The sequence below is a fragment of the Flagellimonas profundi genome (assembly GCF_017313275.1).
In the GTDB taxonomy this organism is placed as follows: domain Bacteria; phylum Bacteroidota; class Bacteroidia; order Flavobacteriales; family Flavobacteriaceae; genus Flagellimonas; species Flagellimonas profundi.
On record NZ_JAFLNM010000004.1, the window covers coordinates 117,097 to 134,767 of the forward strand.

Sequence of the window (17,671 nt, forward strand, 5' to 3'; positions counted from 1 at the left end):
GGAGGTTTAGGATTTACTTTCATCAAATATTTTAACCAACATACCTGCATAGGCACCGGTCATTGGTTTGGCAACGATCACTTCGCCATCTGGAACGTTTTTGAGCACTACGGTCTTGTCAGTAAAAAATATAGGCTGTACTGCCATTAAATCCAAAATGGAATCCTTTACAACAAAAATTTGATCGTTCTCCAACAGCAAAGATCTGTTAATTTCAATGGCGTCCGTTTCTTCTTTTGCCTCTAAGTTGGCTTCAAGATATTGGCCTTCCTTTAAATTATCACCACTTACCTCTATATATGCCGTTATGGTCTGGGAGTTCTGATCGACCCTTCCATTGACCCGGGTTACCTCACCGGTAAAAGTTTGGGTCTTCTCTAAATTGAAAAGCTCTACTTTTTTCCCTACCCTCAAAAAATCACCATAAGTCTTACTCACGGAAACTTCCAATTCGTACAGTCCCGTGTTAATGAACTCTCCTAGTTTTTGTCCTGACCTGATCAAGGTTCCTTCGGTTACCAAAGCTTCGGTCAATACTCCCGTAAACGGTGCAGTTATCGTATACTTGGATAGGCGTTGCTCTAAATTCTTTACATTGTAGTAAGTTGTGATAATCTCTCTCCCTGTTATGAAGAATTTTTCCTTTTCGGAATCCATCTTCGGTAGTTCGGGAGTGGTCTTTTCCAAATCAAATCCATTGAGGTATTGTTGCCACTTTGGATATATTTCAGGATAATCCAGTCGCAGATCGGGCATTATGGAAGTAAGCAAGTTGTATAAATTACTCTTGGCCGATTGTACTGTAGCGTAGTATTCGCTGGCATCTATTCTTATAAGCGTTTGACCGGCCGCATACTCTTGTCCTGTACGGAACAATTTACTTCCCGGTCTAAATACACCTTGAACTTCGGAATAAAGTTCTACACGCTTTTTTGCCCTAAGATTCCCATTGGCGGGCACCATAATGGGCACAGTTGTGTTTTTTACCGTATCAACAAAAACGGTCTTTACCACCTTTTGGGAAGGCGGTCTTCTGTTATCCTTACTACCTGCGATCATACCCGCAAAATACAAGGAGGCAAAAATTATGATTCCACCGGCAACTGCCGATATAATAAGCTTTCGCATGCGCTAGTTGGTTTAATCACTGCAAATCTATTCCCTACAATTTTTACAATGGTTAAATATTTCATAAAATGCGTTTTGAACCCGGTCAAATGCAAAAAGGGGACCCCGAACGGCATCCCCAAACCAAACAAACTAAAGTAATAACTAACTACTCGTTTTCGTTTTCGTCCTCGAATTTGGTATCTGCCATCCGAGTACGCTCAAATTGAATATCTTTATACCTAGGATTCAAGCTTTTATCATCGGTATCCAAAACCAAAAACTGTTTTGTGTTCATGTTGTGAAGAACATTGAAAGAATCGAACTGATTATTTTGAAGTTGCAATATTTCCAAACTTGCCAATTTACCAAACTCCACAGGTATTTCACCACCTAGGTGATTATTGGACAAAACCAACTCTTTTAACTGAACCAAATTTCCTATTTCTGCCGGTATTTCCCCCTCCAGTCTATTCTCAAAAAGACCCAATGCTTTTAGATTGGAAAGGTTTCCAATAGATTTTGGTATAATACCTTTTAAATTATTACTGGAAAGATTTAATTCTTCCAGGTTCTCTAATTCTCCAAAAGTTTCGGGGATAGGTCCCGTTAAGAAATTATTGAACATGGAAAAAACCTCTAAATCGTTAAAATTGCCAACACCTGTTGGAATAGCGCCTTTAATTCGGTTCATCTCCAAACGAAAAACCTTAAGGTTTTTTAGTTTCACAATGTCCTTGGGCAGTACTCCGGTAATCTGATTGAAAGCAAGGTTCAACTCAGTGATATACTCTAAGTCACCTATACTTTCTGGAAGTGTACCATTCAAATTGTTCATGAATAGCGTTAAACCTACTACATGTCCATCTTTGATATCTACTCCCTTCCATGTATCAATAGGTGCTTCTAAATCCCAAGAAGCGTTCCATTCATCACCATTGGTACTATTGTACAAATCCACTAACGCAGATTTTTCTATGGGGGAAACCTGTCCGCTAGCGAAAGAAACACCTGTGGAAAAAATCAAATAAAAGAAAAAAAAGGCTGCTCGAATCATTTATTACTTATTTCTTCAAGAAGAATTTACTTACAAAGTAATAAAAATGAGAAACATCCTACAAAAATAATCGCTGAATACACATTAATATGTTGTGAATTCGCTAAAATATGTGGTAAGAAAATAATTTAATCGTTAATCCAGGGCTTCCAGTTTGTGGGACAAATGTTCCCAATCCTCCATTAAGGACTCCAAATCCTTCTTTTTGCCCTCATAATTATCAAAAAAATCCGGCTTTGAGATGGTCGTGTCATAATCCATCAAAAGATCGTGATCAATATCGGCGATTTCCTTTTCCAATTCGGTGATCTTCTTTTCTACCCCGCTGAGTTTATTCTTTAAGGATTTTTGTTTTTTCTGGGTGTGATAATCATTCTCCTTAGGTTTCTCTTGGGTTTTTTCTTCTTTCTTTTGATCGCCTTTTTCCACGCTTCGGAAATCCTCCATCTTACGTTGCTCCAAATAAAAGTCGATATCTCCCAAGTACTCCTTGATACCCCCGTCCTTAAACTCGTAGACCCTATCGGTCAACCCTTGAAGAAAATCACGGTCGTGAGAAACCAGAATCAATGTTCCCTCAAAATTTTGGAGGGCCTGCTTTAATACATTTTTTGATTTAATGTCCAGGTGGTTGGTAGGCTCATCCATCACGAGCACGTTAAAAGGCTGCAAAAGCATCTTGGCCAGGGCCAAACGGTTTCGTTCCCCTCCGGATAATACTTTCACGTATTTGTCCACATCATCTCCCCTGAACAAAAAGGAGCCCAATATATCCCTTACACTACTACGGTTCTTCTCGTTGGCGGCATCTATCATGGTATCCAGAATGGTTTTGTTTCCATCCAGATATTCAGCTTGGTTCTGCGCAAAGTAGCCCAATTGTACATTGTGGCCAATCTTTAAATCGCCCTGATAATCCAGTTCTCCCACAATAATCTTGGCTAGGGTTGTTTTTCCCTGTCCATTTTGTCCCACAAAGGCGGTTTTGCTCCCGCGGTCCACCATTAGGTCAATCCCCTCCAATACCTTTTTTGGCCCATAGCTTTTGGAAATACCGTTCAACTCTGCTATCACCTTACCAGGGTTAACGGAAACGGGAAAACGAAGGTTCATCACACTGTTATCCTCTTCATCAACCTCAATACGGTCCATTTTATCCAGCTTTTTGATCAAGGATTGCGCCATGGAGGCCTTGCTGGACTTTGCCCTGAACTTTTCGATGAGTCGTTCCGTCTGTTGAATTTGTTTTTCTTGATTCTTTTGAGCGCTCAATTGCTGTTCCTTGATTTCTTTCCGATGAACCAAGAACTGTGAGTAAGGTTTATTGTAATCGTAAATCCTTCCCAAAGAAATCTCGATGGTACGGTTGGTCACGTTGTCCAAAAACATCTTATCGTGGGAAACAATTACAACGGCTCCCGTAAAGTTTCGAAGGAATTGCTCCAACCAAATAATGGATTCGATATCCAAGTGGTTGGTAGGCTCATCCAACAGCAGTACATCGTTATTTTGCAGCAATAGTTTGGCCAATTCTATACGCATACGCCACCCTCCTGAAAATGTATCGGTGAGCTTATCAAAATCTTCCCGCTTAAAACCTAATCCAAGAAGGACCTTTTCCGTATCGCCTTGGTAATTGTATCCTCCCAATATTTCGTAACGGTGAGTGACATCGTTCAGATCTACCATAAGCTGGTGATAACCGTCGCTTTCGTAATCGGTCCGTTCGGCCAATGCGGTATTGATCTCATCTAGCTTGAGCTCCATTTCCTTGATTTCGGAAAATGCCTGATAGGATTCTTCCAATACGGTTCGTCCTTCTTCAAAATCAATATCCTGTTTTAGAAACCCGATTTTGATGTTCTTTTCAGTGGCTATGGCACCTTCATCCAAGGGCATTTCTTTGGCCAATAGTTTGAGCATCGTGGATTTCCCTGCTCCATTCTTTCCAATGAGGCCTACACGATCGCCGCCATTAAGACGAAACGATATTTCCTCGAACAGATATTCTCCTCCAAAGGCTACGGAAAGATTATGGACATTTAGCATTTTTATGTGACCTTATTTACAAAACTTTAGTTGTCGAATGTATATTTTTGTGCAAAAACCCTGCAAATGTTAAAAAAAGGAACCAAAATATACAGCATTTTAACAGGAAACTGTCCGAGATGCCATGAAGAGAGCATGTACGAGAACTCCAATCCGTACGCGTTGTCCAAAATTTTCAGCATGAACGAAAGATGCTCCCATTGTGGTTTAAAATACAAGATCGAACCTTCCTTTTTTTACGGTGCAATGTATGTGAGCTACGCAGTAGGTATTGCCTTTGCGGTGGCAGCCTTTGTCATCTCCTTTTTGTTCCTTGGGGCTTCGTTACCAAATACGTTTATTGCAATTGTGGGCACTTTGGTAGTATTTATGCCCGTGATCATACGGCTGTCCAGAAACATTTGGATCAACTTTTTTGTGAAGTACGACCCTACTGCAGTCGAAAAGCACAAATCAGTTAAGGGTTAATTTGAGTAGTATTTTTTTGTAAATCGTTGTATATCCATTTCCGGGTCCAGTTCCGACTGCTTTTCTATGTAATCGAACAATTGTTTAGAAGCATACGGTCCAATCAAAACTCCCCTGGAACCAAATCCGTTCAGCACATACAGGTTTTCATGTTCTGGGTGCCTGCCCACCAAAGGTCTGCGGTCTACAACCGTTGGACGAATACCCGCAACATGACCCACAACCTCAAAATCACATGTTAAAAAAGTCATGAGTTTTTCCAAAAGTTCATTCTTGGACTCCTCTGTGGGTTCGTTGGTCTTATCCTTCCATTTATAAGTGGCCCCTACCAAATACTTATCATTTTCCATGGGAATAGTAAAAACGGAGGATTTGATAACGTTTTCCTCTTTGTAATCGGGGGCATGGATAATGAGCAATTCTCCTTTGGTCCCGTTCAAAGGCAAGTATCCGAAGTATAGATTTTGCTTGAGACCATATCCGCAGGCAAATACTATTTTTTTGGCCGGAATGGATTTGTACGTTATCCTTTCGTCCGATATGGACAACTCATCATAGTCAAGGGATTCTTCTAAAAGTGAATCGGAATTCTTCAGATAATTTTTGTAGCTGCGAACCAAAGTACCTGTATCTATTCTACCTGTATATTTCACTTGGCCGAAGCCATGTGGGGCATCAATCGCAGGATTTTTGTTCGGTAGAATTTTTGTTGACAGGAAATAATCCAAATCTGGACGGTCGGCCGCCTCAAACCACAGGTTTTGTTCTTCAATTGAGGCAAACTTCCTTAGTACCGGGAGTTCATAATCCAACGTTACCCCTAATTTTTCCTCTAATCCTTTGTAAAACGGCTTGGCTCCCAATAGCTGTTGTTTTGCTTTCCAAGCCATGGTAAACCGTTTCAGAATCACGGGATTGTACAAACCTCCCGCCACTTGCGACGCTTGTTGCGATTCATCGGTAATCACCGTAAAAGATTTACCTTCTTTCTCCAACACCTCGCAAAAGGAAATTCCCGCTAAACCAAGACCTACTACTAAATAATCCAACATATTGCAAAATTAGACATCTGATCGATCAATTACTCATTCAGACCTTAGTTTAATGCAAAAAAAACGCCGCACTAGGTGCGGCGTTTTGCTTTATAGAATTGGAATTATTCTATGGGCTTAATATGCCCACATATCTTGCTCTCTATCCCTTATGCCTTCTTTTATTCTTTGGGCTTCCAAGAGCTGGAACAATGCATTATCAAAAATGTAATCACTTATTTCACGATCTTCGTGGACGTTTTCCTCTTTGTAGATAACACCATCGAATCGACGCGCGTTCAACAACATATCAAAGGAAATCGGTCTTGCCGAGTTACGTTGGTTGTACACCTTGGCTTCATGCAAAATTTGCCTTGCCGCAGGGTACCATACCCAGAACAATTCTACTTTGTTCTGTCCTGGATCTATAGACTCATCATCGATGAAGTTAACGTCCGGGGCAACTGGTGCAATTCCCAATAAGCGGTACTTAAGCTCACCTTGGCGCTTGTCAAAATACCACATACCTTTTATGCGATACTCCTCAATATCAGCTGCTGTAAGGTCCCTTTTGTTGATAAACTCCGGGGAAACCTGCTCACCAGCATTTACCTGCTCGTATCCTAGGTCCGTGGTATCCACTTTGCTCAAAGTGGCCGAAAGGTCTTCCAACTTTCTCTTTTCGGTAAAGTAGGAGTCTGTATAAACCTCGGTAAGGTTTCCATTTTTGATGTTCTTCATCAAAACGTGGTACAGCGACCTTCTGTCCTTTCCAATATCTATGGTATCGGTCGGGTAATATAGTGGAAAGTTCACTCTTTCGTCAAGATCGATGATTTCCCAAACGGTCTTGGACCAAAGGATATCCCTATCATCCACATAACCGTATTCTAAAGGCTCATCGGCATCTTGCTCTATCTGAGCTTGGGTTTTCTTACCTATATCCTCGGGCAACTTGGCATTTAAAATATTTGCCTGCGCCATGATTGATACCGGCAATATGCCCAACAATCCAATTAACAATGCGTTCTTCCAATTCATGATCACTTGTATACTTTTTATACTTCTTAATTAGTAAGCTCAACCACTACAGGAGATACTTTTTTCAACTTGTAGCTCTTGTTGTTTGTGATATAAGCTTGGATATCGAATATCTGGACAGACTCACCTCTACCTGCTCTCTTCAAGGCAGATTTAGCTCTGCTATCCAATTTGTTTCCGTTTACAACTACCGTAGGCTGACCTGGCACTTTGAACTTAAACTGGCTTACAGCAAGGTTCAAGTCAAAATCGAAGTCTTCCAACATAGCGCTTACCGTTGCAATTTCGAGGTTGTTCTTTGGCATTTTAATGCTACCGGACTCTCCACGAACGGTACCGCTAGGTCTTGGAATATCCTTGATACGGAATTCAGACGAAGTACGGATTCCCTTACCATCGGGCAATGTACCCGAAGCAGTAATGGTTACAGACCTACCTGTTCCTGGGTTCATAACATACTGGCTTCCGCTTCTTCTGCTCAATCCTGGAGCTGATGCAGATACTTTGTTGTCAGGGATACCTGGAATAGAGATGGTCATTGGGTTAGCAACACCACGGTAAACCACGTTCATTTTATCTGCAGAGATAACTGCTGCATTAGGCATGGAGATAGTTGCAAAAGTATTGTTCACTTCTACCGGCACCTCTTCACCATCTTGCATGAATGTCATGGTTCCTTTAATCGTGTGATCACCTGGAGTACCGGCACTGATCAACATTTTGATACCACCAGCTTCCAATTCGTAATCCTTGCCTTCTGTCAATGGCCTTCCGTCCAAAGTCAATTCAGCCTTTACAGGAGTGGAAGTCTTGTCAGTCTTGCTAACAATGATCTTACCATCGTATTTCTCTCCAGAGTAGTATGCTGTTTTTGGAGCATTCAATGAACTTGCAAAGTTGGTCAAGGATACAGCCTCCGTCAACTCACCTTCCAAAAGCGTTTTCAACACCTCTTGCTCGGTAGTTTTGATATCGGCCTGTAACTGGGTCATCTTTGTCAAAGAGGCTACCAATGGGAACCCTTCGTAGTGATAGTTGATCCAATCTTGACGTGTACCGTCTCTCTTCTCAACTTTACCATCATCTTTTTTACCATCACTGGTAGCAAAACGGGTTTTAACTGCTGATTTCAAAGATTCGAACTCGCCTTCTGGTAAAGCGTTGATCACACCTTCACGGTAAGTCTCAATCTGCTCCATGAACTTTTTACCTTCTGGGCCCAAATTGTCGCCCTGAAAGAATTTTTGGTCCAAGTAGTCAGACTTGTCCATAACCACATAGTCTTTGTCATCTTCCAAATCTGCGGTCATTTCTTTCTTCAATCCTTCCAAATAACTGTAGTAAGAATCTGAAAGTTGTTTGATCTGCTGAGCATCTTCGTACAGTTCGCCATACTCTTCTTCGTTTTCGGAAGCTTTGGTTTCCAAGCTTGCAAAAAAGCTAGCATTATTGGCGTCCATGTTTGTGTTGGAAGTCTCTAGCTTTTCGTTCATTAGTCCGAAAGCGGCAAGTACTTCCTTGCTCATATTAAGTGCCAACATCGCGATGAAGATCAAGTACATAAGGTTGATCATCTTCTGACGTGGTGTTTGTTTTCCTCCTGCCATGTTTTTCTAATTAGATTTAATAATTAATTTGATTTGGTTTTGTTTTCTGTTGATTAAAAACCTCTAATTAGTTTTTTCCTCCCATGGCGGTAAGCATACCTCCGTATACTCCGTTCAAAGATGAAAGGTTAGTGGCCAAAGACTCCATTTGGTCTTTCAGGGCACCAGCATTCTGAACTACTTCTTCGTTGATGGAAGCTTGTCTGCTTGCGCTTTCCAACTGTACTTTGTACAAGCTGTTCAAAGATTCCATTTGAGCTGCGGCGTGAGACAATTCCTCGGAGTATTTTTTAGTGTGCTGAATAGCATCTGTTGTAGGAGTGATATTCTTGGCGGCACCTTCAAAACTCTTGATACTTTCACCCAAGTTGGAGAAAAGCTCGGAATCGATTTTAGCTTCTTTAAGAAGACTATCCAATTTCTTGGAAAGAAGTCCTTCGGCTTCTTGAGCATCCTTAGCTTGTTGTTTTCTGGAAGCATCTGCTTCTCCACCGGCCAATTCCGGGTATACCAAAGACCAATCGAATTCATCATCTACTGGTTCAAATGCAGAGATTGCGAAGATCAATGCTTCAGTAATAAGTCCAATCGCAAGAAGAAGTCCACCTGTAAGTGGTCCAAACTCCCAGTGAAGGATCTTGAACAATGCACCAATAATTACTACCGATGCTCCAAGCCCGTAGGCCATGTTAAACAGCTTTTTTGTTGATTTTGACTGTGCCATAATTCTAGTTTTAATTAAGTTATATAAATAAGTATTTGGTTACTACTCTTACTTGTTATTTATATAATGTTCTCTCGTTGTTTTTTTATAGTCCGCTTCTTCCGTCGGTAGAATCTTCTTCTCCCATATAATCTTGAACCGTTCTGAAACCAATATAGCTTCTAGCGGAATCTTGATATTCATAATCTCTCGTACTCACCTGAAGGAAGTACGCTACATCTTTCCAGGAACCTCCACGGATCACTTTACGTTGATTGTCCTGTGAACCAATGTTCGGGTTCATGGTGGACAGATATTCGTAAGCACCTGGATCAAAACTGGAGTTGGTCCATTCGGATACGTTACCAGCCATGTTATACAAGTTGTAGTCGTTTGGTTCAAAGGATTTTGCCTCTACAGTATATAGGGCTGCATCGGCTGCATAATCACCACGTTGCGGTTTAAAGTTGGCCATAAAACATCCTGTGTCACTGATCACATAAGGACCACCCCAAGGATAAGTACCACCTTCGATTCCACCTCTAGCGGCATATTCCCATTCTGCTTCAGTTGGCAACCTAAATTGGTTCACGAACTGCTTTCCACGACTTTTTTGATCGTCGTTCTTGAATTTTGTTCTCCAGTTACAGAAAGCTTTTGCCTGCATCCAGTTTACTCCCACTACAGGATAATCGCTGTATGCATCGTGCCAGAAGTAATCGTTGTGCATTGGCTCGTTGTAACTATATTCGAAATCCCGAATCCACACGGTAGTATCCGGATAAATTTTCAGTTCCTCTTGCTTTATAAAATCTTTTCTGCTACCGGACCTAGCACGTGCAGCAGCTTCAATATCCATCCAGCTGTATTTGTATTTCAATTTGGTGACATCTATGCTTCTTACACCATTATAACTCTCTTCTTCAGGAAGATAGATGGAATCCATGATCTCAGCATAGTATTCATCCGGATATTCGGAAGTATCCCATACCAAATCAACATCTTTATTCAATGCCCTACCTTCATACCCAGTATCTCCAAGGCCCGCATAGTTGTCGAGCATATACTTGTCATAAACGGATAATTCGGTAGTGTCGGTATCCTTAAAAGCATACTCACCAATACCTTCATCCTCAGGGCTAATACCTAACTCATCCGCCAAAATGGCCAATCTGGTTCTTACAATGGAATCCTTGACCCACTCCACAAACTGTCGGTACTCACTATTAGTGATTTCCGTATCGTCCATATAAAAGGAACGTACGGTAACCGTTCTGGTGGGAGCATTCAATACTTTTGCCTGATCCTCATCGGCTTTACCCATTACAAAGGCGCCTCTGGGAATCAGTTCCATTCCATAGGGTTTTTCTGGATGCCATTTTTTTCCCTTTACCCCAACTAGTTCACCTTTTGACCTTGATTTAGAGCCACAACTGGTAAGCAAAAAAACAAGTGCTATAGATGAAAAGAATAGCTTTCTCATACTTTAGGTTAAATTGTTCGATTCAAGATTTAATAACTGTGCTACACAGGTTCATTATTCTCAAAACTGATTTTTGAATGAATTATTGTGTAAAAACAATTAATGATCAAAATTTAATTTATTTAGTTCAGGCCTTTTCTATAGGCTTTAAACCACCTTTCGGGAATGTTCTGGTTGCAAGCATCCAAATAGTCCTCTTCGGTGCATGGTAATAACGCCACCGAATTTGTTTTAGTATGTTCAGCTAAAATTGTTGGTACTTCTACCCACCATCTTTCTGTGACATGGCTTTTAAAGAAGATCAATTCCTCCGTGTCCGTGGGTACAGTGAACTTTGTGAAGTCTTCGCTCTTGGAGCTCGGGTATTCTTTTATTCTATAACTCAAGCCCTCTATAAAATACCAAATGATCTGTGCTATCATCTGAAAAGCCTGGTGGGAGTTTTCCCCTTCGTAGATACCAAATAGGGAAACCTTGTCGCTGATACCTGCATAGCGGGCAATGGCACATATTTCCCTTCCCGTAAAACCATTGGGAGAAAAATTTCGGGCCATACCCATTTCGCTGGCACGGATGGCCCGTAGATCCAAACTAACAATATCGCTACTGCGCAAAACGGGTTCTGCCAATTCTATGTTAGTGGCAATCTCACCCAATCGATAGGCATCAAAAAAAAGACGCTCCATCAAATCCTTTTCTTCCTGGGCGTTGAAATAACTCTGGTATCCTATGTTGGAAAAGTTGAAAAGATTATTGGGCTTGTCGGTTATGATCTTGCTCATATAAGAATGTGACGAAATCAGTTCATCGTCCTCACCGAAGTCGAAACGACTATCGATGGAGACCAGATTCACCATATTCTTTATTTTATCAAAAGCACGGTAGGTAGGAAAAGTAATATCCTGGGTAAGCCCCAATACTATAGGTATAATGTTTTCCTCGAGCAGACCTGCCACGATTTCCTTAACGACAAAATAAGTGTCCTCCACCGTATCACCTTCCTCCACATCCCCGATATCAATGATGGTAGAGTTCCAATTGCCCATCATTAATCGGTACAACTGGATACGGACTTCGTCCAAATCGAGTTTCTCCGGTTTTTTCTCGAAAGCGTTCCTGGATTCCAACACACCGAAAATGGCAACATCGGCATGGGCGAATACCGGAAGTCCGTCTTTTTCCGTGTGCATGTGGATGTTTTTGCCCAATGCTTGTTCTGGCAGCAATTCGGAATGTGCCAATACCTTGTCCTTAACCGGAACCAGAAAATCGAAGGCCATACTATTTCTTAGCTTTTGTCTTGGCTTTTTTCTTTGGTGCTTTCTTTTCCAATAGGGTCTGTGCTTCCTCCAAGGTCACTTTTGTGGCATCCACATCCTTGGAGAGTTCTACCTTGACCCTACCTTTTATAATATTATGTCTTCCCCAACGGGCTTTCTCGATCCTGATTTTTTCTTCAGGCCATTCTTGAACGAGCTTTTCAGCTTCCTTTTTCTTTTTGGCCTCGATCAATTCAGCGATATCCCCATCGGAAAGATTATCAAAATCATATTTCTTGTTCACATTGATGAACATGCCATCCCATTTAATAAAAGGTCCAAACCTACCTTTACCTTTGGTAACGTCCTTTCCTTCATAGGAGGCGATCGGCGCATCGGCCTTTTGCTTTTCTTTGATCAGTTCAATGGCGCGGTCCATATCCACATCAAAAGCGCTTTCGCCCTTGGCAAGTGAAATAAACTTTTTCCCGAACCTTACGTAAGGTCCATAACGACCTACATTGGCCTCTACTTCCTCACCTTCGTAAACCCCCAATTTTCGTGGAAGCTCAAAAAGTGTCATCGCTTCCTCGAACGTAATGGTTCCAATGGATTGATCGGGCAACAAACTGGCGAACTCGGGCTTTTCCTCATCGTCCACAGTACCTATTTGAACCATCGGTCCAAAACGGCCCAACCTTACGGAAACCTGTCTGCCGGATTTGGGGTCCGTACCCAATACACGTTCTCCGCTGGCACGTTCTGCATTTTCCTCGACCTCCAGCACATTGGGATGGAAATCCTTGTAGAAATTTTTCATCATTTCCTGCCAATCTTCATCACCTGAAGCGATTTCATCAAAATCCTCTTCGACTTGGGCGGTAAAATTGTAATCGAGAATTTGCGTGAAGTGTGTCACCAAAAAATCGTTTACGATCATCCCGATATCCGTTGGGACGATCTTCCCTTTCTCGGAACCTACGGTCTCTGTTAGTTGGCTATCGGATACTTTTGCGTTTTCCAGTACCAATTGCGCATATTTGCGTTCGGTTCCCTCAACGGTACCTTTTTCCACATACCCCCTATTTTGAATAGTGGATATCGTTGGTGCATATGTAGATGGCCTACCAATTCCCAACTCTTCCAATTTCTTTACCAAAGAAGCTTCCGAATAACGGTAAGGTGGTCTGGTGAATCTTTCCGTGGCAGAAATATATACGTTCTGCAAAGGATCGCCAACATTCATAGCCGGCAGCATTCCTTCCTGCTCTTCGCCATCTTCGTCATCGGTTCCTTCCAGATATACTTTTAGAAAACCATCAAATTTCACTACTTCCCCGTTTGCAGAGAATTCTTCGTTATGGGTGCTCGCTTTTATTTTTACATTGGTCCGTTCCAACTGGGCATCGCTCATTTGCGAAGCAAGCGTACGTTTCCAAATAAGTTCGTACAACTTGGCTTGGTCGCGCTCCAATTGGGGCGACTGTAGTTTCATATCGGTCGGGCGAATTGCCTCGTGAGCTTCTTGTGCCCCCTTGGACTTGCCTGTAAAGTTTCTGGTTTGACTGTATTCCTTGCCATAATTGTCCAAAATGGCATCTTTTGCAGCTGCAATTGCTTCGTTGGATAGGTTAACGCTATCTGTCCTCATGTAAGTAATAAGCCCTGCCTCGTACAATCGCTGCGCCACCTGCATGGTTCGGCTTACCGAAAAATAAAGTTTTCTTGATGCTTCCTGCTGCAAGGTGGATGTAGTAAATGGTGCCGCTGGGGATTTTTTCGCTGGTTTTTTGGCCAAATCGGAAACCGAAAAATCTGCTCCGATATTTTCTTCAAGAAATTTTTCGGCTGCTTCCTTCGTAGGAAATGTTTTGTTCAGCTTGGCCGCAAAAACATTGCCTCCATCTGTTTTAAATTCCGCTTTTATTCGGAAAGATGCCTCCGGAGTAAAACCTTCAATCTCGCGTTCACGTTCCACGATCAAGCGAACCGCTACGGATTGCACCCTACCTGCGGAAAGTCCCGGTTTAATTTTTTTCCAAAGTACCGGTGATAGTTCATACCCAACCAAACGGTCCAACACCCTACGTGCCTGTTGCGCGTTGACCAAGTTGTAGTTGATGTCCCTTGGGTTTTCAATCGCCTTTTGGATAGCCGATTTTGTAATGGAGTTGAATACGATTCGTTTGGTCTTGTTTTTGTCCAGCCCCAACTCTTCTGCCAAGTGCCAAGATATAGCTTCTCCTTCACGGTCCTCATCACTTGCCAGCCATATGGTTTCCGCTTTTTTGGCCAAATCCTTGAGTTTTTTCACCAAGGCTTTTTTCTCCTTGTCCACCGTATACTTAGGCTTAAAATCGTTCTCCACATCTACGCCTAGCTCTTTTGATGGAAGGTCGGCAATGTGTCCGAAACTGGACTCTACTTGAAATTCTTTTCCTAGAAATCGTTCAATGGTCTTCGCCTTTGCGGGGGACTCTACAATAACTAAATTCTTTGGCATGCACTGGGTTTTGTCTCAACAAAAGTATATTAAAATTTAAACTTCGGCATTTACCAACATTGATTTAGTCCTAAAATCCAAAAAAATCCTGGTTCAAATTCAGAAATCCCATATTAATATGGGATCATTGATGACACTGGTTAAAATAATTGTTATTTTTAGAAGTCTAACTCAATAACCCAACTAAAATGACCAACCGCTTTTTGATCATAGCCCTTGCCTTGCTATGTTTCTATCCCTCGAACGCTCAACGCAAAAAGAACAAAAACAATTCACCACAATTTAAGGAGTCCCTTTACAACGGTATGGAATATCGTATGGTGGGACCCCATAGAGGTGGTCGAGCCGGAACTGTGACCGGGGTTGCCAACGACCCTAACCTCTATTATATGGGTACCGCTGGTGGTGGTGTTTGGAAAACCACGGATGCCGGTAATTCATGGGAATGTATTTCCGATGGCTACTTTGGCGGTTCCATAGGAGCCGTTGCCGTTGCCGAATCCGACCCAAACATTATTTATGTAGGCGAAGGAGAACAAACACTTAGAGGAAACGTTTCCTCGGGCAAAGGGCTATGGAAAAGTATGGATGCCGGTGAGACCTGGGAATTCATCGGATTGAAAGATTCCGAACACATAGCGCGTATTCGCATCCATCCCAAAAATCCCGACATTGTTTATGTTGCTGCCATTGGAAACCTATGGAAACCCAATGAGACCCGTGGTGTTTTCCGTTCCACTGATGGAGGAAAAAATTGGGAAAAGATCTTATATGTAAGTGATAAGGCAGGTGCAGGAGACCTCGTCATGGACCCCAACAATAGTAGAATTCTTTATGCCGCCACATGGCAGATGAAACGAAACGGTTACCGCATGGATAGTGGTGGGCCCGACAGTAAAATGTTTAAAAGCACCGACGGAGGTGATACTTGGACCGACATATCGGAACATTCAGGATTGCCTGGCTTTCCATGGGGAATAGTGGGCATTACCGTATCACCTTTGGATTCCGATAGGGTATTTGCCATAATCGAAGCTGAGGACGGTGGCGTATTCCGTTCTGATGATGCGGGAAAAACTTGGAAAAAAGTCAATGAAAACCGGGGACTAAGACAGAGAGCTTGGTACTATAGCAGAATATATGCCGACACCCAAAATATAGATAAGGTCTGGGTGATGAACGTGAGCTATGGCGTTTCCACAGATGGAGGAAACACCTTTACATTAAAAAATGCACCTCATGGAGATCACCACGATCTTTGGATAGACCCGAACAACAATCAAAGAATGATCATTGCCGATGATGGTGGGGCACAAATCTCCAACGACGGAGGAAATAACTGGACCACCTATTATAACCAACCTACTGCCCAGTTTTACCGAGTTGCAACAGATAGCATTTTCCCATATAGAATTTATGGAGCGCAGCAAGACAACACAGCACTGCGGATTTCTCACCGTTCTTCAGGTTCTGCCATCACTCAAGATGATTGGGAACCCACAGCAGGTGGAGAAAGCGCGCACTTGGCGCCGGACCCTAAAAACAACCAATTGGTTTACGGAGGAACTTACAAAGGTTATATGAACCGTTTGGACCATACCACGGGTCAGACCATTTCAACCAACATTTGGCCCGACAATCCCGCAGGTTCTGGAGCAGAGGTAATGAAGTACCGTTTTAATTGGAACTATCCATTGACGTTCAGTAGGCACGATTCCGACGTGCTTTTTGCAGGATCTAACTATTTGCATGCCACGACCGATGGAGGACAATCTTGGAAAACCATTTCTCCAGAATTGGCAAGAGGTATACCTGAGACCATAGAATCATCGGGCGGACCAATTACGCAGGACAACACAGGTGCAGAATTCTATTCAAATGTTTTTGTGATTACGGAGTCCATCTTGGAAAAAGGAGTGATTTGGACCGGTAGCGATGATGGATTGATCCATGTAACCCGCGATAATGGCACAACATGGGAAGATGTAACACCACCAGCTTCAATGTCACCAAAACTGAACATGATCAACTCAATTGATGCCAGCCCATTTGATCCAGGAACGGTTTATGTGGCCGCCACTTCCTATAAGTTCGGTGATTACACTCCCTATTTGTACAAAACGGAAGATTACGGAAAAACATGGAAATTGATCACGGATGGTATCAAAGGAAATTATTACACACGTGTTATCCGTTCCGATAAGGTCCGTGAAGGTTTATTGTATGCGGGAACAGAATGGGGCATGTATATTTCTTTTGATGATGGGGAGCATTGGACTCCCTTCCAGTTGAACTTACCCATTACCGCAATCCGTGACCTTCATGTAAGGGACAATGATTTGATTGTAGCCACCCATGGAAGAAGTTTTTGGATGATAGACGATCTAACTCCGCTCCATCAACTATCCGAAGAAGTATCCAATAGTGATTTTTATCTGTACAAACCGGATATGGCCTATAGAATGCACCAAGACCGATCTTGGCGAGAACCCAACACCAAATTGGTAGGTGAAAACCATCCTAATGGGGCCATCATCAACTATTACCTGAAAACTTTAAAGGAAACCGATACCGTTACCATGGAAATTTTGGAAACGGATGGCAGCGTGATCCAAACCTTTTCCAATCAGGCAAAACCTGATAGATTGGACCCCACCTCAACACAAAAATTGGAAGTAACCGAAGGAGGAAACCGATTTATCTGGAACATGAGGTATCCTGGCTACCAGGAATTCGAAGGAATGGTGTTTTACTCATCACCCAACATTGGCCCTAAGGCAGTACCTGGAAATTACAAAGCAAGGCTTACTGTGAACGGAAACTCCATGGAGCAAATGTTCACCATTGTAAAAGATCCAAGGATTTCCCTAACCCAAAAAGATTTTCAGGATCAGTTTGACTTTGTCATGAAAGTGCGCGACCAAGTTTCCCGTGCCAACAATGCCATCATCAACATTAGGAACATTAAAAAGGATTTGGCTTATTTAAAAGAGAAAACAAAGGACAATCCTGAAATCCAAAAAATGGCCAAGGATTTTGAAGAGGAACTTTCCGTTATCGAGAACAACATACACATGACGAAAAACCAAAGTAGACAAGATCCTTTAAACTATGGTATTCGAATCAATAACAGAATGGCGTTTTTGATGGTAGACTCCCAACGTGGTGACCAAAAACCTACCCAACAAGCCCAGGAGTTTTTTGTAGAGATTACCAAAGAACTGGACAAAGAAATCAATGATCTTAATACTTTAGTGGAAAAGCAAGCCACCTTGATCAACCAAAAGGTGGAACAAAACCAAATCAAATTGATTTCCACACAATAATAACATATTTATTCTTTTGAAAAGCGCCCTCCAATAA

12 protein-coding genes are annotated in these 17,671 nt (G+C 42.2%); 2 read left to right on the top strand and 10 right to left on the bottom strand.

Annotation, left to right across the window (positions count from 1 at the left end; all coding sequences use genetic code 11):
• Positions 1–6: 6 nt before the first annotated feature.
• From J0654_RS15740 to abc-f, 3 genes are all read right to left on the bottom strand, one after another.
• Complete coding sequence (locus J0654_RS15740; protein WP_207030074.1) at positions 7–1,128, bottom strand: efflux RND transporter periplasmic adaptor subunit; 1,122 nt, start codon at positions 1,126–1,128, stop codon at positions 7–9.
• 148 nt (positions 1,129–1,276) lie between these two features.
• On the bottom strand, positions 1,277–2,164 hold the full coding sequence (locus J0654_RS15745; protein ID WP_207030075.1) for a leucine-rich repeat domain-containing protein: 888 nt from the start codon (positions 2,162–2,164) through the stop codon (positions 1,277–1,279).
• A 135-nt stretch (positions 2,165–2,299) separates the two neighbouring features.
• Positions 2,300–4,213 carry a ribosomal protection-like ABC-F family protein gene (gene abc-f / locus J0654_RS15750; RefSeq protein ID WP_207030076.1) on the bottom strand — a complete coding sequence of 638 codons (1,914 nt, stop codon included), beginning with the start codon at positions 4,211–4,213 and terminating at the stop codon, positions 2,300–2,302.
• Between the two features lie 66 nt (positions 4,214–4,279).
• Between abc-f and J0654_RS15755 the strand changes: the two genes are divergently transcribed.
• Positions 4,280–4,681 carry a DUF983 domain-containing protein gene (locus tag J0654_RS15755; protein WP_207030077.1) on the top strand — a complete coding sequence of 134 codons (402 nt, stop codon included), beginning with the start codon at positions 4,280–4,282 and terminating at the stop codon, positions 4,679–4,681.
• Here J0654_RS15755 and J0654_RS15760 read toward each other — a convergent pair.
• The 7 genes from J0654_RS15760 to topA form a co-directional block, all read right to left on the bottom strand.
• Complete coding sequence (locus J0654_RS15760; protein WP_207030078.1) at positions 4,678–5,733, bottom strand: NAD(P)/FAD-dependent oxidoreductase; 1,056 nt, start codon at positions 5,731–5,733, stop codon at positions 4,678–4,680. The two genes, J0654_RS15755 and J0654_RS15760, sit on opposite strands and share 4 nt — an antisense overlap.
• 117 nt (positions 5,734–5,850) lie before the next feature.
• Entirely contained in the window at positions 5,851–6,753 is a 903-nt protein-coding gene (porN, locus tag J0654_RS15765) for a type IX secretion system ring subunit PorN/GldN (RefSeq protein ID WP_207030079.1), read from the bottom strand.
• A gap of 26 nt (positions 6,754–6,779) precedes the next feature.
• Positions 6,780–8,360, bottom strand: coding sequence for a type IX secretion system motor protein PorM/GldM (porM, locus tag J0654_RS15770; protein WP_207030080.1), 1,581 nt, complete (start codon positions 8,358–8,360; stop codon positions 6,780–6,782).
• A 67-nt stretch (positions 8,361–8,427) separates the two neighbouring features.
• Positions 8,428–9,084: a type IX secretion system motor protein PorL/GldL gene (gene porL, locus J0654_RS15775; RefSeq protein WP_207030081.1), complete on the bottom strand. Its 657-nt coding sequence runs from the start codon at positions 9,082–9,084 to the stop codon at positions 8,428–8,430.
• An 85-nt stretch (positions 9,085–9,169) separates the two neighbouring features.
• On the bottom strand, positions 9,170–10,546 hold the full coding sequence (gene porK, locus J0654_RS15780; RefSeq protein WP_207030082.1) for a T9SS ring complex lipoprotein PorK/GldK: 1,377 nt from the start codon (positions 10,544–10,546) through the stop codon (positions 9,170–9,172).
• A 122-nt stretch (positions 10,547–10,668) separates the two neighbouring features.
• Positions 10,669–11,826, bottom strand: a complete 1,158-nt coding sequence (locus tag J0654_RS15785; protein ID WP_207030083.1) for a formimidoylglutamase — start codon at positions 11,824–11,826, stop codon at positions 10,669–10,671.
• Position 11,827: 1 nt separating this feature from the next.
• Positions 11,828–14,308: a type I DNA topoisomerase gene (gene topA, locus J0654_RS15790; RefSeq protein ID WP_207030084.1), complete on the bottom strand. Its 2,481-nt coding sequence runs from the start codon at positions 14,306–14,308 to the stop codon at positions 11,828–11,830.
• Between the two features lie 188 nt (positions 14,309–14,496).
• Between topA and J0654_RS15795 the strand changes: the two genes are divergently transcribed.
• Positions 14,497–17,634: a WD40/YVTN/BNR-like repeat-containing protein gene (locus J0654_RS15795; protein WP_207030085.1), complete on the top strand. Its 3,138-nt coding sequence runs from the start codon at positions 14,497–14,499 to the stop codon at positions 17,632–17,634.
• Positions 17,635–17,671 lie beyond the last annotated feature (37 nt).